Here is a 20,813-nt window from a genome sequence, read left to right on the forward strand (position 1 = left end):
AATGGGTAGAATCGTCCCTCGTTACTACCCTCATTCGACCGACAGGGCCTCTATGACGAAGGGTTCGCCCCGGGCCGCCGTCGCGCGTGCCCGCCGTGCCATAAAGGTTGCAGGCCGCACGGCCGTGGTGTTCGCGTTGCAGGCGGCGCTGGCCGCGACCGCTGCACACGCGGCCTACGCCATCGCGCAGTATGGCGAGCCGAAGTATCCGCCGGGCTTCAAGCATTTCGACTACGTCAACCCCGACGCGCCGAAGGGCGGCACGCTGGTGCTCGCGAACCCGAACCGGCTGACGTCGTTCGACAAGTTCAACCCGTTCACGATGCGCGGCAATCCCGCGCCGGGCATCGACATGCTGTTCGAGAGCCTCGCGACCGGCAGCTCGGATGAGCCGGCATCCGCGTACGGGCTGCTCGCCGACGACATCGACATCGCGCCGGACCGCCGTTCGGTCACGTTCCACCTGAATCCGCGCGCGCGCTTCTCGAACGGCGACCGCGTCACCGCCGACGACGTCAAGTTCTCGTTCGACACGCTGAAGAGCAAGCAGGCCGCGCCGCAGTTCGGCGCGTATTTCGCGGAGATCGCGAAGGCCGTGGTCGTCGATCCGGCCACCGTGCGCTTCGAGTTCCGCAGCGCGAACCGTGAATTGCCGCTGATCGCCGGCGGCGTGCAGGTGTTTTCGCGCAAGTGGGGATTGCGCGCGGACGGCTCGCGCATCCCGTTCGACCAGCTCGCGTTCGAGCAGCCGATCGGCAGCGGCCCGTACCTGATCGAGCGCTACGACAACGGGCGCACCATTACTTACCGGCGCAACCCGGCGTATTGGGGCGCCGATCTGCCCGTGCGGGTGGGCACCAACAACTTCGAGCGGATCGTCTACAAGCTGTATGGCGACGGCGTCGCGCGGCTCGAGGCGTTCAAGGCCGGCGAATACGACGTGCTCGTCGAGTACATCGCGCGCAACTGGACGCGCCGCGACGTCGGCAAGCGTTTCGACAACGGCGAGCTCGTCAAGCGCGAATTCCGCCAGCACAACGGCGCCGGCATGCAGGGCTTCTTCATGAACCTGCGTCGGCCGTTGTTCCGCGACGTGCGCGTGCGCCAGGCGCTCGACCTGGCGTTCGACTTCGAATGGCTGAACCGCCAGCTGTTCTACAGCGCCTACACGCGCCTGAACAGCTACTTCGCCGACACCGACCTGCAGGCGACCGGCACGCCCGGCCCCGGCGAGCTGAAGCTGCTGGAGCCGCTGCGCGCGCAGCTCGACCCGGCCGTGTTCGGCCCGATGGTCACGCAGCCGGACACGAACCCGCCGGGCTCGCTGCGCGCGAATCTGCTGAAGGCGCGCGCGCTGCTTGCGCAGGCCGGCTGGACCTATCGTGACGGCGCGCTGCGCAACGCGAAGGGCGAGCCGTTCACGTTCGAGATCCTCGACGATTCCGGCGCGGCGATGGAAGGAATCGTGGCGGCGTACCAGCGCAACCTGGCGAAGCTCGGCATCGACGCACGTTTTCGTACGGCCGATTTCGCGCTGCTGCAAAAGCGTCTGGACGCGTTCGACTACGACATGACGACGATCCGCTTGCCGGGCGTGCAGGTTCCGGGGGCCGAGCAATACTCGCGTTACGCGAGCAAGTTCGCCGACGAGCCGGGCTCCGACAACTTCATCGGGCTGAAGTCGCCGGCCGTCGATGCGTTGCTCCATTCGCTGGGTACCGCGCAGACGCGCGAAGACCTGCTCGACGCGACCCACGCGCTCGACCGCGTGCTGATGCACGGCTACTACGCGGTCCCGCAGTGGTACAGCACGACGCACCGGATCGCGTACAAGCGCACGCTCGCCTATCCGCAGACGCTGCCGCTGTACTATTCGGCCGAGGGCTGGGTCGTGTCGACCTGGTGGGCGAAGCCCGATCACTGAGCCACGCCGCCCCAAGTCCAATCCCGCTTACCGATCGCGAGTCGACGCCCATGTGGAGCTACATCCTCAAACGCCTGCTGCTGATGATCCCGACGCTCATCGGCGTGCTGACCCTCACGTTCGCGGTGATCCAGTTCGTGCCGGGCGGCCCCGTCGAACAGGCCGTGCAGGAATTGCGCAAGGGTGCATCGGAGCAGGGTGCGGTGCCGTTCGGGATGCGTGCGCACACCGGCGTCGACGCGCAGCAGCTCGCGCAGCTCAAGGCGCTGTACGGCTTCGACAAACCGCCGCTCGAACGCTACTGGCTGATGCTGAAGCGCTTCGCGCGCTTCGATCTCGGCGACAGCTACTTTCGCCACCAGAGCGTGTGGTCGCTGGTCGTGCAGAAGCTGCCCGTGTCGATCAGCATCGGGCTGTGGACGTTCTTCCTCACGTACCTCATATCGGTGCCGCTCGGCATCGCGAAGGCGGTGCGCAACGGTTCGCCGTTCGATGTCGCGACGAGCCTCGTCGTGCTCGTCGGCTATGCGATTCCGGGCTTCGTGCTCGGCGTGCTGCTGCTCGTGCTGTTCGGCGGCGGCTCGTTCTGGCAGCTGTTCCCGCTGCGCGGGCTCACGTCGGACAACTTTGCGCAGCTGTCGCTCGCGGGCAAGGTGCTCGACTACCTGTGGCACATCGCGCTGCCGATCACGGCGTCGGTCGTCGGCAGCTTCGCGGTCGTCACGATGCTCACGAAGAATGCGTTCCTCGACCAGATCCGCCGGCAATACGTGCTGACCGCGCGCGCGAAGGGGCTCTCCGAGCGCAACGTGCTGTGGAAGCACGTGTTCCGCAACGCGATGCTGCCGCTGATCGTCGGCTTCCCGGCGGCGTTCATCGGCGCGTTCTTCACGGGCAGCCTGCTGATCGAGACGCTGTTCTCGCTCGACGGCCTCGGGCTGCTGTCGTACGAATCCGTCGTGCGGCGCGACTATCCGGTCGTGCTCGGCACGCTGTACCTGTTCACGCTGATCGGCCTCGCGACCAAGCTGATCTCCGATCTCTGCTATGTGTGGGTCGATCCGCGCATTCAGTTCGACACCCTGGAGCGCTGACATGAAACCTTCCGTCTGCATGCCCGGCGTCACCGGGCGAGGTGCGCGATGAGCCGGGCCGTCGCATCGTCCCGCATCGACGCGGCGCGCGCCCGCGTGTCGCCGTCGCCCGCGCGCCGCGTATGGCAGCGCTTCAGGCAGCAGCGCCTCGGCTACTGGAGCTTCGTGATCTTCGTCGTCGCGTTTGCCGCGAGCGTGGCGGCGCCGCTGTGGTCGAACGACAAGCCGCTCGTCGTGCGTTACGACGGCCAGACCTATTTCCCGATGTTCCATGCGTATCCGGAGACGACCTTCGGCGGCGATTTCCCGACGCCGGCCGACTATCTCGATCCGTATGTGCGCAAGCGGCTCGAGGCGCCCGGCAACTTCGTCGTCTACCCGCCGAACCATTACTACTACGACACGCTGAACTACTTCTCGAACGTGCCGAATCCCGCGCCGCCGTCGCGCGCGAACTGGCTCGGCACCGACGCGCAGGGGCGCGACCTGCTCGCGCGGCTCGTGTACGGGTTCCGCGTGTCGGTCGAGTTCGGGCTGATCCTGACCGTGATCGGCACGCTCCTCGGGATCGCCGCGGGCGCCGTGCAGGGCTTCTTCGGCGGACGCATCGACATCGTCGGGCAGCGGCTGATCGAGATCTGGAGCTCGCTGCCCGAGCTGTACCTGCTGATCATCTTCGCGTCGATCTTCGAGCCGAGCTTCCTGCTGCTGATCGTGCTGCTGTCGCTGTTCGGCTGGATCGGGCTCGCCGACTACGTGCGTGCGGAATTCCTGCGCAACCGTACGCAGGACTACGTGCGCGCCGCGCGCGCGATGGGCCTCACGAACTGGCAGATCATCTGGCGCCACGTGCTGCCGAACAGTCTCACGCCGGTGATCACGTTCCTGCCGTTCCGGATGAGCGGTTCGATCCTCGCGCTCACGAGCCTCGATTTCCTCGGGCTCGGCGTGCCGCCGCCGACCCCGAGCCTCGGCGAGCTGCTCGCGCAGGGCAAGGGCAACCTCGACGCATGGTGGATCTCGCTGTCGACGTTCGGCGTGCTGGTTGCGACGCTGCTGCTGCTGACCTTCATGGGGGACGCGCTGCGCAATGCACTCGACACACGGATCGCCGATTCGGTGCGGGCGGCGGGAGGCCAGCGATGAGCGAACCGGTCGTATCGACGCAGCGAGAGCCGCTGCTGGCGCTCGAGCATCTGCATGTACGTTTTGGCGACACGGTCGCGGTGGACGACGTGACGCTCGCGATCGGCCGCGGCGAGCGCGTCGCGCTGGTCGGCGAGTCGGGTTCGGGCAAGAGCGTGACCGCGCTGTCGATCCTGCGGCTTCTGCGCGACGCCGACGTGAGCGGCGCGATCCGCTTCGCGGGGCAGGATCTGGCGGCCAAGAGCGAGCGCGAGATGCGCGGGCTGCGCGGCTCGGACATCGCGATGATCTTCCAGGAACCGATGACCGCGCTCAACCCGCTGTATACGATCGGCGTGCAGATCGGCGAGACGATCGTGCTGCACGACGGCGTATCGGCCGTCGAGGCGCGCAAGCGTGCGATTGCGCTGCTCGCACGCACGGGCATCGCGGAGCCGGAGAAGCGCGTCGACAGTTATCCGCACCAGTTGTCGGGCGGCCAGCGGCAGCGCGCGATGATCGCGATGGCGCTCGCCTGCCGGCCGCGCCTGCTGCTGGCCGACGAGCCGACCACCGCGCTCGACGTGACGATCCGCGCGCAGATCGTCGAGCTGCTGCTGGAGCTGCAGCGCGAGGAAGCGGAAAAGCGCGGGATGGCGATCCTGCTGATCACGCACGACCTGAATCTCGTGCGGCACTTCGCGGATCGCGTCGCGGTGATGGAGCACGGCCGGCTCGTCGAGAGCGGGCCCGTCGAGCGGATCTTCGCGCAACCCGAGCATCCGTATACGCAGCGGCTGCTGAACAGCCGGCCGCAACGCGCGGTCACGCCGGTGATGCCGATCGCGCCCGTCGTGCTCGACGCGCACCACGTGAGCGTGCAGTTCGCGCGCAAGCGGCCGGGCATCGCGGGCTGGTTCGGCTCGGTGCCGGTGACGGCCGTCGCGGACGTGTCGGTGTCGGTGCGGCAGGGCGAGACGCTCGGTATCGTCGGCGAATCGGGGTCGGGAAAGTCGACGCTCGCGATGGCGCTGCTCGGGCTGCAAAAGACGGCCGGCGGCACGATCGAATTCCAGGGGCGCGCGCTGTCGACCTATCGCGGCCGCGAGCAAACCGCGCTGCGCTCGAACATGCAGGTGGTCTTTCAGGATCCATTCAGTTCGCTTTCGCCGCGTCACACGATCGAGCGGATCGTCGGCGAGGGGCTCGAGCTGCATCGTCCGGACATGGCGCCCGATGCGCGCCGCGCGAAGTCGCTCGCGGTGCTGCGCGAAGTCGGCCTCGACCGCACCGTGCTGCACCGTTATCCGCACGAATTCTCGGGCGGCCAGCGCCAGCGGATCGCGATCGCGCGGGCGCTGGTGCTGGAGCCGCGCATCCTGATCCTCGACGAGCCGACGTCCGCGCTCGACGTGTCGATCCAGCAGCAGGTGCTGAAACTGCTTGCGAATTTGCAACAGAAATACAACCTCGGCTATGTGTTCATCAGCCACGACCTCGAGGTGATCGGTGCGATGGCGCACCGCGTCGCGGTGATGCAGGACGGCGCCGTCGTCGAGTCCGGAGAGGTGGCCGACATCTTCACCCGGCCGTCACATCCTTACACACAAAAGCTGTTGAAAGCGGTCTGGAAAGCGTGATAGGCCGCCAATGGTCTGACCATCTCGATTGTATTTATTAATTTGTTTTGACAAACGATTACGCGCTGGCTAGTATCGACCGAAATTTTCCGCCAATCAGCTGATTTTTAAGCAAATTCCATCGACCAATGCAGCATCGATCCCTGACCCAGGCATGCGCGCGCACCATCGCCGGGCTGTTCATCGGCGCCCTGTTCGCAGCAGCACCCGGCGTGTTCGCCGACGAAGTCAGCAGTTTTAACCAGAATGTCACGAATTCGACGCAGAACGCGTCGAATTCCTCCCTCCAGCAGACCAGCGCCCAGCCGTCGAGCGGCGGCGCGAAGTCGTTCCTCGCCGGCATGGCCGGCAAGGCTGGCGACGTGGTCGTCGGCGCGCTGAACATGATCGGCGTGCGCTATCGCTGGGGCGGCAACTCGCCGGATTCGGGCCTCGACTGCAGCGGCTTCGTGCGCTACGTGTTCCAGGACACGCTCGGCATGTCGCTGCCGCGCCGTGCGGAAGAGATGAGCCGCGTCGGCGAGAAGGTGAGCATGAGCAACCTCAAGCCGGGCGACCTCGTGTTCTTCAACACGATGCGCCGCACGTTCTCGCACGTCGGCATCTACATCGGCGACAACAAGTTCGTGCACTCGCCGTCGACGGGCAGCACCATTCGCGTCGACGATCTCGACAGCGGCTACTGGGAAAAGCGTTTCACCGGCGCGCGCCGGATCGAATCGGAGTTTCCGATGAAGCCGGAAGACCTGCGTCAGCGCGTGCGCGCGACGATCGGCGACGATTCGGCGAACGGCAACAACTGACGTTCGACGGCCCGTCCGGCCGGATCGAAAAAACCCTGTCACCGAAAGGCGGCAGGGTTTTTTGTTTTGGGGCGGTGCAAGCGGCGAGTGGAAAGCCGTTCCGCCGTTGGCGGGCCGGCGGCGCGCGCCGGCCTGCGCATCGCGTGCTTACGCGGCGGCCACGCCGCGCGCTGCCGCAAGCTTGCGCTGCAGTTCCGGCATGATGCGCGCGACGGCTTCCTCGCCCGCGAGGATTGCCGCGTTGCGCTGGTTGAAGTCGCTGCCCCCCATCGCGTTGAGGTTCGGGCGGATGACGACGTCCGCGTACTTGTCGAGCTCGTAGGTCTTGATGGTCTGGCCCATGATCGTGAAAGTCTGCAGCAGCATCTCGATCGGGTTGTTGGTTGCCGCGCCGTCCGGCCGGGCCGAGATGTCGACCGCGATCACGAAGCTCGCGCCCATCTTGCGTGCATACGACGCGGGCACCGGGCTCACGAGGCCGCCGTCGACATACTCGCGGTTGCCGATCTTCACCGGTTCGAACACCGACGGCACGCTGCACGACGCGCGCACCGCGAGCCCCGTATTGCCTTGCTGGAACAGGATCGGCTGACCGCTCTGCAGATCGGTTGCGACGATGCCGAGCGGCTTCGCCATCTTCTCGATCGGCCGGTTGTTGAGCGTCTTGTTCAGGAAGTTCTGCAGCGCGACGCCTTGCAGCAGCCCGCGCGAGCGGAACGGCAGCGCCCAGTCGCTGATCGCCGCCTGGTCCATGTCGAGCGCGATCTTGTTGATCTGCAGCGCGCTCATGCCCGACGCGTAGAGTGCGCCGACCACCGAGCCCGCGCTCGTGCCCGCGACGATTTCGACCGGGATGCCGCGGGCCTCGAGGGCCTTCAGCACGCCAATGTGCGAGAAGCCGCGCGCGGCGCCGCCGCCGAGCGCGATGCCGATCTTCACCGGCTTCTCGTGCGACTGCGTGGCGCCGGACGCATTGTCCGGGCGGGATTTGTCGCCGAACGACGTGCAGGCGGCGAGGCTGGCGGACGCGGCGGCGATCGTGAAGTGGCGGCGCGACAGGCGAGGGGACGACATCGAATGGTTCTCCGGCGGCTTGGCGGCGGGTCACACGGCCCGCGGCGGCGATAGGTTCCGAGCGGCCGCGCGGCAGGTTCCGGGCGGCCGGTGCCGCGCCGGCTGGCGGCCGCGGCGCGCACATCATAAAGCAAGCGGCGCGCTTGGCGCGAAGTCCGGCGCGAGTATAATTCCGGCTTCTTTCCCGTTCCGGGCGTCGCCGGCCCCGTTGCTGTCCGGGCTGCCGCCGTCGATCCCGCGTCGAATCATTCATGCGCCCCAGGCGTTCGAGTTACCGTTTATGACCCGTCCTGTCCGTACCCGCTTCGCGCCGAGTCCCACCGGCTTCATCCACCTCGGCAACATCCGCTCCGCGCTCTATCCGTGGGCGTTCGCCCGCAAGATGAAGGGCACGTTCGTGTTGCGCATCGAGGATACCGACGTCGAGCGCTCGTCGCAGGAAGCGGTCGACGCGATCCTTGAAGGGATGCAGTGGCTCGGCCTGGATTTCGACGAAGGCCCGATTTATCAGATGCAGCGGATGGACCGCTATCGCGAGGTGCTCGCGCAGATGCTGGAGAAGGGGCTCGCGTACCCGTGCTACATGTCGGCCGAGGAGCTCGACGCGCTGCGCGAACGCCAGCGCGAGGCGGGCCTGAAGCCGCGCTATGACGGCACGTGGCGTCCGGAGCCCGGCAAGGTGTTGCCGGAGCCGCCGGCTGGCGTGAAGCCGGTGCTGCGCTTCCGCAATCCGCTGACGGGCACGGTTGTGTGGGACGACGCCGTGAAGGGGCGTGTCGAGATCTCGAACGAGGAACTCGACGACCTCGTGATCGCGCGCCCGGACGGCACGCCGATCTACAACTTCTGCGTGGTGGTGGACGACATGGACATGGGCATCACGCACGTGATTCGTGGCGACGATCACGTGAACAACACGCCGCGCCAGATCAACATCCTGAACGCGCTCGGCGGCGAGCCGCCAGTCTATGCGCACCTGCCGACCGTGCTGAACGAGCAGGGCGAGAAGATGAGCAAGCGGCATGGCGCGATGAGCGTGATGGCGTACCGCGACGCGGGCTTCCTGCCTGAAGCCGTCGTCAACTATCTCGCGCGCCTCGGCTGGTCGCACGGCGACGCCGAGATCTTCTCGCGCGAGCAGTTCGTCGAATGGTTCGATCTCGAGCATCTGGGCAAGTCGCCCGCGCAGTATGACCACAGCAAGCTGAGCTGGCTGAACGCGCATTACATCAAGGAAGCGGACAACGCACGCCTCGCCGAGCTGGCGAAGCCGTTCCTCGCCGCCCTCGGCATCGATGATGCGGCGATCGCGACGGGCCCTGCGCTCGAAGCGGTGGTCGGGCTGATGAAGGATCGCGCGACGACGGTCAAGGAGATCGCGGAAGGCGCCACGATGTTCTACCGGGTGCCGGCGCCGGAAGCCGATGCGCTTGCGCAGCACGTGACCGATGCGGTGCGTCCGGCGCTGGCCGATCTCGTCGTTGCGCTGAAGGCGGCCGACTGGACGAAGGAGGCCGTGTCCGCCGCGCTGAAGGCGACGCTCGGCACGCACAAGCTGAAGATGCCGCAGCTCGCGATGCCGGTGCGTCTGCTGGTGGCGGGTACGACGCACACGCCGTCGATCGATGCGGTGCTCGTGCTGTTCGGTCGCGATGTCGTGGTGTCGCGCATTGAGGCCGCGCTGGCCTGAGGCACGAGGGCGAGTGAGGCTGCCCGTGCGTGACATCACGGAAGCTTCGCAAAAAATTTCGCTCGAATCGCAAAAAGGGTATTTACAAGTTCAAAGTAGCTCCATATAATCTCATTTCTGTTCTGCAAGGGGGTATAGCTCAGCTGGGAGAGCGCTTGCATGGCATGCAAGAGGTCAGCGGTTCGATCCCGCTTACCTCCACCATCAGAACAAGCTGAGTTGATTTGCGAAGCAGCAGTGGTAGTAATAAATGCTTCACAAAATGATTCAAAGCAGTTAGAATTTCGGCCTTCGCTGTTGACTGAAAAGTGAATGGCGAAAGTCAGACAGATCTGAAAAGATTTTGTCCCCTTCGTCTAGAGGCCTAGGACATCACCCTTTCACGGTGAGTACAGGGGTTCGAATCCCCTAGGGGACGCCAGATTCAGCGGCGTTTCATAGAAGTGTCGCAACGCTTGCAGGAACGTAACCGACGTCCTGCGGGTGAGGGTAAGAAAGCTGGAGCGGTAGTTCAGTCGGTTAGAATACCGGCCTGTCACGCCGGGGGTCGCGGGTTCGAGTCCCGTCCGCTCCGCCAGAACGAAGCCCGTTCAAGACGTCTTTGAGCGGGCTTTTGTATTAAGGATGTAGGCAGTACGTTGTCCCCTTCGTCTAGAGGCCTAGGACATCACCCTTTCACGGTGAGTACAGGGGTTCGAATCCCCTAGGGGACGCCAGATTCAGCGGCGTTTCGTAGAAGTGTCGCATCACCCGCAGGAACGTGACGATGTCCTGCAGGTGGGAGTAGGAAAGCTGGAGCGGTAGTTCAGTTGGTTAGAATACCGGCCTGTCACGCCGGGGGTCGCGGGTTCGAGCCCCGTCCGCTCCGCCAGAACGAAGCCCGTTCAAAGAACGTTTTTTGAACGGGCTTTTGCATTAAGGATGTAGACAGTACGTTGTCCCCTTCGTCTAGAGGCCTAGGACATCACCCTTTCACGGTGAGTACAGGGGTTCGAATCCCCTAGGGGACGCCAGATTTCGGCGTCGTTCGAACAAACGATGCGCCGGCAGGAAGCAACCGACGCCTGCCAGGCAAGCAGCAAGACTGGAGCGGTAGTTCAGTCGGTTAGAATACCGGCCTGTCACGCCGGGGGTCGCGGGTTCGAGTCCCGTCCGCTCCGCCAAAAAATGAAGAAGCCCGCCTTGCGCGGGCTTTTTCATTTGCGTTTCCGGTTGCGCCCGCTGGCGGGCGCGTGGCTGTGGAGTGGAGGAAGCCGCCTGCGCGGCTTCCGGCGGGACTCGAAGGGATGCGCGTGCACGCGCATCCGCGGCCTGCGGGGTGTAGGCGAGTCCCGTCCGCTCCGCCAAAAAATAAAGAAGCCCGCCTTGTGCGGGCTTCTTTATTTGCGTTCCCGGTTGCGCCCGCCGGCGGGCGCGTAACCTCCGGTCATCCGGCATCTGGCCGCTACGAGAAATCCGCGATTGCATCCGCACGCGACTGCGCTATCGTGGCGGCATGCGTTCTTGACCCCTGTGCGATGCTCGATCCGACCGACCTGCGACTCCTGTATCAACTCCGGCCCGCGGAGGCCGGCGATTTTCCGTTTGCCGAAGCGCTGACGCACGGCAACATGGGCGGCTATTACAAGCGCCATGGGCTCGTGTGGCGCAGCGACCTGTTCTACGCGAGCTGGCGCGAATCCGAAAACTTCATCCTCGAGGCCGACGGCGAGCGCATCGGCGTGCTGCGCGTGACGGAGGAGGACGACTCGCTGCACATCCGCGACGTACAGATCGCGGCCGGCCATCGTGGACAGGGCGCCGGCACCTACCTGCTCGACATGTCGCACCGCTGGGCGCGAGCGCGCGGGCTGCACGAACTGCAACTGCGCGTGTTCGTCGACAATCCAGCCGCGCGTCTCTACTTGCGCATGGGCTATCAGGTTGCCGGGTCGCGGCTCGCGCAACTTGGCTCGATCCGCCACATGGTGAGGCCAGTCTGAAGACCTGACGACCCGGAGCCAGATATTCAGCGGAAAGCGTCGATCGCATCGTCGTCCGGGGTTTCATCGTCCGCGAGGCTGCCTTCCGGGCCGCGGTGCTCGTAGCCGCGCAGCATGAATGCGCGTGGGCTTTCGCCGAATGCGCGCCGAAACATCGCTGAAAAGGCGCTCTGGCTCTGGTAGCCGAGTTCGCGCGCGATATGCGACAGCGGGCGCCCCTGGTTCAGCAGCGGAATGGCCCGCGCCAGCAGCGCCTGCTGGCGCCACTGCGAAAAGCTCACGCCCAGCTCCTGCTTGAAGAGCCGCGAAATCGTGCGTGTGCTGGCGCCGACTTCGCTGGCCCAATGCTCGAGCGACTCCGCGTGCGCCGGATGCGCGAGGACCGATTCGCACAGCATGCGCAGCCTTTTTTCGTCGGGCATCGGCACCGCGAGCGGCAGCGGTTCGGCGTGGCTCAACTCGTCGAGCACGAGCCCGCACAGCAGGCGTTCGCGCGTGGCGCTCAGGTCGCGTGCATCGAGTGCGACGATCAGTTCGCGCAGGAGCCCCGTCACTTCGACGACGCGGCACGCGTCGAGCCCGCCCGGCACGATCGACTCGTCGATATACAGCGTGCGCAAATATGCCTCTTCGACGATCACGACCTCGTGCGTCACGCGCGGCGGTATCCAGATCGCGCGGGACGGCGGGACCATCCATGTCGTGCCGGTCGTCGCGATGCGCAGCACACCGCGCGATGCGTACGCGAGCTGCGCCCATGCATGCGTATGCAGCGGGATGCGGTGCCCGGTATTGACCTGCCTTGCGCGTACGCGCATCGGATGGACGGCGGTCGGCGCGAATTCGGGCGGAATGTCGATGACGTACGGGTTCGGTACGTCGGCTTGGAACGGCGGGTTCATGGACGATTCGGACAGCGCGGCGGCGATGCCGTTATTGTAGAAGGCGCCGCGAAAGCGCATGCGGCGGTTTGTGGGGCGATCATGCCGCGTTCAAATGAACTTTGTGTGGGAGCCTGGCGATTTCGGGGCTGCCGGAGGCCGGACGCGCTTGCGGGAGCGAACCATCGAGCCGGTATCGTGGTCTATCGATGCTCAGGCGATTTCGCTCGCATGACGCGCGAACACGGCAACATACGAATCAAAGAGGAGAACCACGATGCGTTACGTATTCGTCTACGGCACCTTGAGAAACGGGGAGGCCAACGACATCGGCCACGCGGCCGCCAGGCACGGGATTGCCGCGCCGACGCTGCTCGGTGCCGCCGCGCTGCCGGGCGAACTGTACGATTTCGGTACGTATCCGGGGATGATCGCCGGGTCGGCCGGCAAGTCGCTGGTCTGGGGCGACGTCTACGAGGTCGACGACCAGCTCGTTCCCGTGCTCGACGAGATCGAGCGCGTGTATCCGGGCGTCGACTCGCTGTTCAAGCCGGAAGACGTGACCGTCGAGCTCGGCGGCCGGCAGTACGCCTGCCTTTACTATCCGGTCGCCGCGCATGCGATAGCCGGGCGTCCGCGCATTGCGTCGGGCGACTGGGTTCAGCACCGGCGCGAGCGGGAAGCCGTCTGACCGGATGCGCGGCAGCCGGTCCTGACGCAAATGAAAAAGCGCCCCTTGGGGCGCTTTTTTGATGCCGTGATCGCGTGCGATCGGCGCCGACGCGGGGCCGGCGTTCATCGAGGCGGGCAGCTGCGTCAGATTTCCTCGTACAGCGGCAGCGTCAGGAATTCGGTGAAGCCTTCCGACGTCGACATCTGCTCGAAGATCGCCGCGGCGCGCTCGTACGGCTGCGTGTTGCCGCCGACCGACCGCTTCACGTTGTCCAGCTCGGCCTTCGCGAATTCACGCACGAGTTCGGCCGTGACCTTGCGGCCGTCATCGAGCACGCCCTTCGGCGAGCGGATCCATTGCCACACCTGCGAACGGGAGATCTCGGCCGTGGCCGCATCTTCCATCAGGTTGTGGATCGGCACGCAGCCGTTGCCGTCGAGCCATGCGCCGAGGTAGTGGATGCCGACGTTGATGTTATTGCGCAGGCCGGCTTCGGTGATCGGCGTTTCAGGCTGGAAATCGAGCAGGTTCTTGCCTTCGACCTGCACGTCGTCGCGCTGCTTCGCGATCTGGTTCGGCTTGTCGCCGAGCACCTTGACGAACTCTTCCATCGCGATCGGCACGAGTCCCGGGTGCGCCACCCAGCCGCCGTCGTAGCCGTCGGTCGCGTCGCGCTGCTTGTCCGAGCGCACGCCGCCCATCGCCTTGTCATTCGCTTCCGGATCGTTCTTGATCGGGATCAGCGCGCTCATCCCGCCGATCGCCGGCGCGTTGCGCTTGTGGCAGGTCTTCAGCAGCAGCAACGCGTACGCGCGCATGAACGGCACCGTCATCGTGATCCTCGAACGCTCGGCGAGGCAGAAGTCGCGATCGTTCTTGAACTTCTTGATGGCCGAGAAGATGTAGTCCCAGCGGCCGGCATTCAGGCCCGAGCTGTGTTCGCGCAGTTCGTACAGGATCTCGTCCATCTCGAACGCGGCGAGGATCGTCTCGATCAGCACCGTCGCGCGGATCGTGCCGCGCGGCACGCCGACGGCTTCCTGCGCGGCGACGAAGATGTCGTTCCACAGGCGCGCCTCGAGATGGCTTTCCATCTTCGGCAGGTAGAAGTACGGGCCCGAGCCGCGCGCGAGCAGTTCCTTCGCGTTGTGGAACAGGAACAGCGCGAAATCGAAGATGCCGCCGGACACGCGCTGGCCGTCGACCGTCACGTGTTTCTCGTCGAGGTGCCAGCCGCGCGGACGCACGATCAGCGTCGCGACCTTGTCGTTCAGCTGGTACGACTTGCCGTTCTGCTCGAGCGAGATCGTGCGGCGCACCGCGTCCTTCAGGTTGATCTGGCCGTCGATCTGGTTCGTCCAGCTCGGCGCGTTCGAATCCTCGAAGTCCGTCATGTACGAATCGGCACCCGAGTTCAGCGCGTTGATGATCATTTTGCGCTCGACGGGGCCAGTGATCTCGACACGGCGGCATTGCAGGTCGGCCGGCAGCGGCGCGACCTTCCAGTCGCCTTCGCGGATCGCCTTCGTCTCGGCCAGGAAGTCGGGGCGCTCGCCCGCGTCGAGGCGTTTCGTGCGCTCGACGCGCGCCTGCAGCAGCGCCTGGCGGCGCGGCTCGAACGTGCGGTGCAGCGCCGCGACGAGTGCGAGCGCTTCGGGCGTCAGGATTGCTTCGTAACCCGGCTTGATTTCGCCGGTGATCGCCATGCCTTGCGGCAGCGTGATCGGGGTGCTCATGAGTCTCATCTCCTTGGTCGGTCAGTTGCGGTTTCGGTGAAGGGGGAAGGCGGCAGCGCTGCGAACGTCATGCACCCGGGCTGGGGCGCGTGCGGTTTGCGGGTCTGCCGGATGGAGCCGGGGTGGCGAGGAATGCGAGCAGGTCGGCCATGCTGGCGCCGGTGCCGTCGGGCGGCGCGCCGAGTTCCTCGGCGGGCGCGCCCGTGCGGTTGAGCCAGAACGTCGTGTAGCCGAACCAGACGGCGCCGGCGACGTCCCATGCGTTCGACGACACGAACACGATGCCGCGCCGGTTTGGCCCGAACGCGTCGGTGCCAAGCGCGTAGGCAGCCGGGCTCGGCTTGTACGCGCGCACGGTGTCGGCCGACAGCACGCGATCGAACAGCCCGGACATGCCGGCGCTCTTGATCGCGATGTCGAGCATCTGCGGCGTGCCGTTCGACAGGATCCCGAGCGGCGGGCGCGGGTCGAGCGCGCGCAGCTTGCGCAGCGCGGGCACCGTGTCGGGATAGGTGGACAGGCACGCGTATTCGTCCATCAGCCGCTTCTCGGCCGCGCTGTTCAGCACGAGCCCGAGCCGGCGCGCGGCGAACCGCAGCGCGTCGAGCGTGATGTCCCGGAACGGGCGATAGCGCGCGCCGGCAGGATCGGCGAGCGTGCGCAACTGCGAGTATTCGATTTGCTTGCGTCGCCACAGCTGCGACAACCGTTCCCCGTGACCGGGAAACATCTGCTCCGCCGCGGCCAGGACCGCACGCACGTCGAACAACGTGCCGAATGCGTCGAAGAGGATTGCGTCGGGAGAGGAGAGTGTCGTTGTGGCCGACATAGCCTTGCGCTCCAGTTTCAGAGGTCAGGTGAATTCTATTCGTGATCGGATGTACTAAAAAAGGCGCTAAACATCACTTGATCTTTTACTTTCATATACCTAATCTTGAGCGATTCAAGCTATTTGAAGGGCGGTAGCGCCGCCCCTGCGAGTGATGGACCGGTTCAAGCAGATCGAAACGTTTGCCGCGGTCGCGGCGAAGGGCAGCCTGTCGGCGGCCGCGCACGCGGAAGGCGTCGCACCGGCGATCATCGGCCGCCGCCTCGACGCACTCGAGGAGCGGCTCGGCGTGAAGCTGCTGGTGCGCACGACGCGCAAGCTCACGCTGACGTTCGAGGGCTCGGCGTTTCTCGAGGATTGCCAGCGCATCATCAACGACATGCAGAACGCAGAGGCGAGCGTGTCCGCCGGCGGCGTCAAGGCGAGCGGCCACCTGCGCATTTCCGCGCCGGCCGGTTTCGGCCGGCGGCACGTCGCGCCGCTCGTGCCCGAATTCAGCGTGGGCCATCCGGACGTGTCGGTTACGCTCGACCTGTCCGACCGGATGGTCGATCTCGTCAACGAGGGGTTCGATTGCGCGGTGCGGCTCGGCGAACTGCCCGATTCGTCGCTCGTGTCGCTGAAGCTCGGCGAGAATCGCCGCGTGTGCGTCGCGTCTCCCGGGTATCTCGCACGGCGCGGCACGCCCACTTCGCTCGCGGAGCTGGCGCGGCACAACTGCCTCGCGCTCGCGGCAAACGCGAACCAGCAACGCGGCTGGGCGTTCCAGGAGGACGGCAAGGTCGTGTCGATCCGCGTGAACGGCACGATGGAATGCTCGGACGGCGCAGTGCTGCACGAGTGGTGCCTCGCAGGCCATGGGCTCGCGTGGCGCTCGTGGTGGGAGGTCGGCGACGACATCGCGGCCGGCCGGCTCGTGAGCGTACTCGACGCATTCGCCGCACCGCCGATCGGCATCCACGCGGTGTTTCCGCAACGCCGGCATCTGCCGCTGCGCGTGCGGTTGTTTCTCGATTATTTGAAGCACACCTACGAACAGCCTGGATATTGGGGCGAGTAGGCCGCGCGTGCCCGCGCGTTTCCGATATGAGGGCGAACCCGCTGCCGGCGCCGGTTGGGCGGTTTCGCGCACTACACTCGTAGGAAGCATGTCCGACACGCCGCGGCCGGCTCGGATGGGGTCGCGACGTGCGGAGTGCAATTGACGAAGGAGGGCGCGATGTTCCGGCACATCCTCGTTCCAACCGACGGTTCTGAACTGTCGCAGAAGGCGATCGACGGCGCGATCGACCTGGCGCGCGCGGTCGGTGCGCGGGTCACGGCCTACGCGTGCCTGCCGCAGTATCCGTACTCGCCGTTTTCCGAAGTGATCATCGAGCCGCCCGCCGATTTCCGGGCGCGCAGCGAGCGCGAGGCGCGCGCGCACCTCGACGAGGTCGAATCGGCCGCGAAGGCGGCCGGCGTCGATTGCGACACCTGGACGAGCGTGCATCCGTCGCCGTATCTCGGCATCATCGAGGCGGCCGAACGCGGCGGCTGCGACGTGATCTTCATGGCGTCCCACGGACGCCGCGGGCTCGGCAGCTTGCTGATCGGCAGCGAGACGCAGCGCGTGCTGACCCATACGAAAATTCCGGTGATCGTGTATCGGTAGGGCGGCGCCCTGGAAAAAGGGCGCGCCGGACGGAGCCGGCGCGCGTCGTTGCTGGCGGCCCGCAGGCCGCGCGGCCGGTCGCGCGATCGGTATCGCACGCCTGCCGTCTCCTCCCTGATTTTTGTTCGGTGGCCGATGCCGCGCCGTCGCGAGACGGGGCGGCCATCGGCATGACGCGTGGCGCGTCGTGTTTTTCTGCTTACGCGACCTTCTTGCCGTCGAAGAACTGCTCGTCTTCGGTCGAGCCGTGCAGTGCGGTCGTCGATGCTTCGCGCTCGACCGTCTGCGTCACGGCGTCGAAGTAGCCGGTGCCGACTTCGCGCTGGTGCTTGACCGCCGTGAAGCCCTTGTCCGCCGCCGCGAACTCGGCCTGCTGCAGTTCGACGAACGCGCTCATCTGCGTGCGGGCATAGCCGTGCGCGAGGTTGAACATCGAGTAGTTGAGCGCATGGAAGCCGGCCAGCGTGATGAACTGGAACTTGTAGCCCATCGCGCCGAGTTCCTTCTGGAACTTCGCGATCGTCGCGTCGTCGAGGTTCTTCTTCCAGTTGAACGACGGCGAACAGTTGTACGACAGCAGCTTGCCCGGGAACTGCTTGTGGATCGCTTCCGCGAACTTCTTCGCGTACTCGAGATCCGGTTTGCCCGTTTCGCACCAGACCAGGTCGGCGTACGGCGCGTAGGCGAGACCACGCGAGATCGCCTGTTCGATGCCCGGCTTCGTGCGGAAGAAGCCTTCCACCGTGCGCTCGCCCGTCAGGAACGGCTTGTCGTTGTCGTCGATGTCGGACGTGATCAGGTCGGCCGCTTCCGCGTCGGTGCGGGCGACCAGCACGGTCGACGTGCCCATCACGTCGGCCGCGAGGCGCGCGGCCGACAGCTTCGCGACGGCCTCGCGCGTCGGCACGAGCACCTTGCCGCCCATGTGGCCGCACTTCTTCACCGAAGCGAGCTGGTCCTCGAAGTGGACGCCCGACGCGCCGGCTTCGATCATCGCCTTCATCAGTTCGAATGCGTTCAGCACGCCGCCGAAACCGGCTTCCGCGTCAGCGACGATCGGTGCGAAGAAATCGACGTAGCCTTCGTCGCCCGGGTTCTTGCCCTCCGACCACTGGATCTGGTCGGCACGCGTCAGCGTGTTGTTGATGCGCTTCACGACGAGCGGCACCGAGTTTGCCGGGTACAGCGACTGGTCAGGGTACATTTCGCCCGCGACGTTCGCGTCGCCGGCCACTTGCCAGCCGGACAGGTAGATGGCCTTCAGGCCGGCCTTCACCTGCTGCATCGCCTGGTTGCCGGTCAGGGCGCCAAGTGCGTTGACGAACGGCTCGTTGTTGACGAGGCTCCACAGTTTTTCCGCGCCGCGCTTCGCAAGCGTGTGCTCGATCGGGATCGAACCACGCAGGCGGACCACGTCCTCAGCCGAGTAGCTGCGCTTGATGCCTTTCCAGCGCGGATCGGTTTCCCATTGCTTTTGCAGTTCCTGTGCCTGTTGCTGACGCGACATGATGAGCTCCTTGATGCGGTGCGATGCCTGATGGGTTGAATCTGACGGTGGTGAGGCTGTTCTCGAAGCCGGGAGCGGTGTGTTCCGGTTCGTGAGGTCTTGTATAAGAGTCTAGGCAAATCGACCAAGGCAGGACAGGGGGCTTTCCAAGGGATGGCGTAAATTTTTAGTTGTTTTAAATCAATGTGTTGAAATCGTTATTTCGGGATAAGAAATGCTCTTTCCCATCCCGCAATCGCTCGGGTTGTGCCACGCAGCATGATTTTTTACGACACAAAAAAATTTTCCGTATTGTGAAATGTAGGGCGAGACGAAAAAAAACCGGCGCGGATGCGCCGGTTGGCTGGATGGGCAGGGCGGCTATCCGCGGGTCTGCCCTCCGTGGAGCGGCCGGTGGCCGCCCGTGCGTGCTTACGACGCGGAGTTGCTGCGACGCGGGCCGCCGCTGCGCTGACCGTCGCGACGCGGGCCGCCGTCACGGCTGCCGCCCGGCTTGCCGCTCCAGCCGCCGCCATTGCCGCTGCCGTAGCTGCGGCCGTTGCCGCCATGGCCACCGCCCGGCTTGCCGCCGAAACGTCGACCGCCGCTGTTACCGCCGCCCGGACGGCCACGGCCGCCGGTGCCGCCGTTGCGCGGGGGAGCCTTGCGCGGCTCGAAACCTTCGATCACGTTGACCGGCAGCGGTGCGCGCACGAAGCGTTCGATGCGCTTGAGCGCACCCTGTTCGGCGTGGTGCACGAGGCTCACCGCGATGCCCGAACGGCCTGCGCGGCCCGTGCGGCCGATACGGTGCACGTAGTCTTCAGCGAACTTCGGCAGGTCGTAGTTGAACACGTGCGTGATGCCCGGGATGTCGATACCGCGTGCCGCGACGTCGGTGGCTACCAGCACGCGCACGCGGCGCTCGCGCAGCGCACGGATCGTGCGGTTGCGCGCGCCCTGCGGCAGGTCGCCGTGCAGCGCGGCCGATTCGAAGCCGGCGTCGGCGAGGCGGCCGGCGAGCTGGTCGGCGTCGATCTTGGTTGCCGTGAAGATGATCGCCTGGTCGAGCGCGTCGTCGCGCAGCAGGTGATCGAGCAGGCGGTCCTTGTGGTCGCGGTCGTCGACGTAGTGCACGGTCTGCGCGATGTTCGCGCGCGACTCGAGGCGCTGCTGGATCTCGATGCGCTCGGGATCCTTCAGCAGGCGGCTCGTCAGCGAACCGATCTTGCCGTCGAGCGTCGCCGAGAACAGCATCGTCTGGCGCGTCGCGGGCGTCGCGGCGACGATCGTTTCGATATCGTCGATGAAGCCCATGTCGAGCATGCGGTCGGCTTCGTCGAGCACGAGCATCTTCAGCTCGGACAGGTCGATACGGCCACGCTCGAGGTGGTCGAGCAGGCGGCCCGGCGTGGCGACCAGGATTTCGGGGTTCTTCGCGAGCAGCATCAGCTGCTGGCCGTAGGCGACGCCGCCGAGGATGCTGACCGTGCGCAGGCGCTTCAGGTGCTTGCCGTAGGTCGATGCGGCCGTGGTGACCTGCATCGCGAGTTCGCGGGTCGGCGTCAGCACGAGCAGGCCCGGGCGCGCGACGGGTTGCGGGCGGCGCACGCGGCGGTCGCCCTGGCTTGCTTCGCGCGGCGCGCGCGGTTGCTGCGCGAGCGTCTTCTGGAGCTGCGCGAAACGTTCGATCGCGGGCAGCATGAATGCGGCCGTCTTGCCCGAACCGGTCGGGCTCGACACCAGCAGGTCGCGGCCGGCGATGCCGGCCGGAATCGCGCGCTGCTGGACCGGCGTCGGCTTCACATAGCCGGCGGCCTGCAGCGCGGAGACGATCTCCGGCGACAACCCGAGCGACGCGAAGCTCGGCTCGTCCGACGCCGGTTCGACCGCGGCCGGTGCGGCGGCGTCGTCGAGACCGAGCGCCTGGTCGGCGATCGCGTTGAGCGGGCTGGAGTTGATGCTCGAAGTCATAACAATCCTTGAAACACAGTGGGTGAAACGTCGGCGCCAATCGCGCATACCCAAGTCGTCGGATTCAGCGAGCAAATCGGGAAACGGGTGCAATCCGCCGAACAGTCGGCGGATGAGGCATTAGAAGCTGTTTTGGGTGCGGCGCGCTTCAGGAGCGGGGCCGCCAGCCTGATAAGTGACGACCGCTAGGGTCGAAGCAGGAGGGGACAGGTTCTAAACCGGATTGGAGCTTAACGCTACGAGGCGTC

Annotated in this window: 16 protein-coding genes and 7 tRNA genes; 17 read left to right on the forward strand and 6 right to left on the reverse strand. The window is 65.8% G+C overall.

Annotation, left to right across the window (positions count from 1 at the left end):
- Nucleotides 1–52 precede the first annotated feature (52 nt).
- From LGN17_RS10950 to LGN17_RS10970, 5 genes are all read left to right on the forward strand, one after another.
- The gene (locus LGN17_RS10950; protein WP_226196715.1) at nt 53–1,924 is read left to right on the forward strand and encodes an extracellular solute-binding protein; all 1,872 of its coding nucleotides are present in this window, start codon (nt 53–55) and stop codon (nt 1,922–1,924) included.
- 50 nt (nt 1,925–1,974) lie between these two features.
- Nucleotides 1,975–3,018, forward strand: a complete 1,044-nt coding sequence (locus LGN17_RS10955; protein WP_226196717.1) for a microcin C ABC transporter permease YejB — start codon at nt 1,975–1,977, stop codon at nt 3,016–3,018.
- Between the two features lie 48 nt (nt 3,019–3,066).
- Nucleotides 3,067–4,164, forward strand: coding sequence for an ABC transporter permease (locus LGN17_RS10960; protein ID WP_226196719.1), 1,098 nt, complete (start codon nt 3,067–3,069; stop codon nt 4,162–4,164).
- Entirely contained in the window at nt 4,161–5,783 is a 1,623-nt protein-coding gene (locus tag LGN17_RS10965) for an ABC transporter ATP-binding protein (RefSeq protein WP_226196721.1), read from the forward strand. The genes LGN17_RS10960 and LGN17_RS10965 overlap by 4 nt, the downstream gene beginning before the upstream one ends.
- Nucleotides 5,784–5,911: 128 nt before the next feature.
- Entirely contained in the window at nt 5,912–6,586 is a 675-nt protein-coding gene (locus LGN17_RS10970; RefSeq protein ID WP_175969483.1) for a C40 family peptidase, read from the forward strand.
- A gap of 147 nt (nt 6,587–6,733) precedes the next feature.
- Here LGN17_RS10970 and LGN17_RS10975 read toward each other — a convergent pair whose 3' ends face one another.
- Nucleotides 6,734–7,660, reverse strand: coding sequence for a patatin-like phospholipase family protein (locus LGN17_RS10975; protein WP_175969484.1), 927 nt, complete (start codon nt 7,658–7,660; stop codon nt 6,734–6,736).
- Between the two features lie 280 nt (nt 7,661–7,940).
- Between LGN17_RS10975 and gltX the strand changes: the two genes are divergently transcribed.
- From gltX to LGN17_RS11020, 9 genes are all read left to right on the forward strand, one after another.
- Nucleotides 7,941–9,350 carry a glutamate--tRNA ligase gene (gltX, locus tag LGN17_RS10980; protein ID WP_175969485.1) on the forward strand — a complete coding sequence of 470 codons (1,410 nt, stop codon included), beginning with the start codon at nt 7,941–7,943 and terminating at the stop codon, nt 9,348–9,350.
- A gap of 128 nt (nt 9,351–9,478) precedes the next feature.
- A tRNA-Ala gene (locus LGN17_RS10985) sits at nt 9,479–9,554 on the forward strand.
- Nucleotides 9,555–9,695: 141 nt separating this feature from the next.
- Nucleotides 9,696–9,771: transfer RNA gene (locus tag LGN17_RS10990), tRNA-Glu, on the forward strand.
- A gap of 79 nt (nt 9,772–9,850) precedes the next feature.
- Nucleotides 9,851–9,927 (forward strand) — tRNA-Asp (locus LGN17_RS10995).
- 63 nt (nt 9,928–9,990) lie between these two features.
- Nucleotides 9,991–10,066 (forward strand) — tRNA-Glu (locus LGN17_RS11000).
- Nucleotides 10,067–10,144: 78 nt separating this feature from the next.
- Nucleotides 10,145–10,221: transfer RNA gene (locus LGN17_RS11005), tRNA-Asp, on the forward strand.
- A gap of 66 nt (nt 10,222–10,287) precedes the next feature.
- Nucleotides 10,288–10,363, forward strand: a tRNA-Glu gene (locus tag LGN17_RS11010).
- Nucleotides 10,364–10,436: 73 nt separating this feature from the next.
- Nucleotides 10,437–10,513 (forward strand) — tRNA-Asp (locus LGN17_RS11015).
- A gap of 354 nt (nt 10,514–10,867) precedes the next feature.
- Entirely contained in the window at nt 10,868–11,332 is a 465-nt protein-coding gene (locus tag LGN17_RS11020; protein WP_175953419.1) for a GNAT family N-acetyltransferase, read from the forward strand.
- Nucleotides 11,333–11,358: 26 nt separating this feature from the next.
- Here the strand turns inward: LGN17_RS11020 and LGN17_RS11025 are convergent, their stop codons facing one another.
- Nucleotides 11,359–12,234: an AraC family transcriptional regulator gene (locus LGN17_RS11025; RefSeq protein ID WP_226196722.1), complete on the reverse strand. Its 876-nt coding sequence runs from the start codon at nt 12,232–12,234 to the stop codon at nt 11,359–11,361.
- A gap of 256 nt (nt 12,235–12,490) precedes the next feature.
- Here LGN17_RS11025 and LGN17_RS11030 point away from each other — a divergent pair, with 256 nt between their 5' ends.
- Entirely contained in the window at nt 12,491–12,904 is a 414-nt protein-coding gene (locus LGN17_RS11030) for a gamma-glutamylcyclotransferase (RefSeq protein WP_047850702.1), read from the forward strand.
- Nucleotides 12,905–13,029: 125 nt separating this feature from the next.
- On the opposite strand, the gene aceB is transcribed toward LGN17_RS11030, so the two are convergent.
- Both aceB and LGN17_RS11040 read right to left on the reverse strand, forming a co-directional pair.
- Nucleotides 13,030–14,622 carry a malate synthase A gene (aceB, locus tag LGN17_RS11035; protein ID WP_226196723.1) on the reverse strand — a complete coding sequence of 531 codons (1,593 nt, stop codon included), beginning with the start codon at nt 14,620–14,622 and terminating at the stop codon, nt 13,030–13,032.
- Nucleotides 14,623–14,689: 67 nt separating this feature from the next.
- On the reverse strand, nt 14,690–15,451 hold the full coding sequence (locus LGN17_RS11040; RefSeq protein ID WP_226196724.1) for a haloacid dehalogenase type II: 762 nt from the start codon (nt 15,449–15,451) through the stop codon (nt 14,690–14,692).
- A gap of 154 nt (nt 15,452–15,605) precedes the next feature.
- On the opposite strand from LGN17_RS11040, the gene LGN17_RS11045 reads away from it, so the two are divergent.
- Nucleotides 15,606–16,511 carry a LysR family transcriptional regulator gene (locus LGN17_RS11045; protein WP_226196726.1) on the forward strand — a complete coding sequence of 302 codons (906 nt, stop codon included), beginning with the start codon at nt 15,606–15,608 and terminating at the stop codon, nt 16,509–16,511.
- Between the two features lie 159 nt (nt 16,512–16,670).
- On the forward strand, nt 16,671–17,105 hold the full coding sequence (locus tag LGN17_RS11050) for a universal stress protein (RefSeq protein ID WP_031399397.1): 435 nt from the start codon (nt 16,671–16,673) through the stop codon (nt 17,103–17,105).
- A gap of 199 nt (nt 17,106–17,304) precedes the next feature.
- On the opposite strand, the gene aceA is transcribed toward LGN17_RS11050, so the two are convergent.
- Nucleotides 17,305–18,612: an isocitrate lyase gene (gene aceA, locus LGN17_RS11055; protein WP_175953413.1), complete on the reverse strand. Its 1,308-nt coding sequence runs from the start codon at nt 18,610–18,612 to the stop codon at nt 17,305–17,307.
- Between the two features lie 411 nt (nt 18,613–19,023).
- The gene (locus tag LGN17_RS11060) at nt 19,024–20,565 is read right to left on the reverse strand and encodes a DEAD/DEAH box helicase (protein ID WP_226196728.1); all 1,542 of its coding nucleotides are present in this window, start codon (nt 20,563–20,565) and stop codon (nt 19,024–19,026) included.
- Nucleotides 20,566–20,813 lie beyond the last annotated feature (248 nt).

Origin of the sequence: Burkholderia sp. AU30280 (assembly GCF_020420125.1) — a bacterium.
Taxonomy (GTDB): domain Bacteria; phylum Pseudomonadota; class Gammaproteobacteria; order Burkholderiales; family Burkholderiaceae; genus Burkholderia.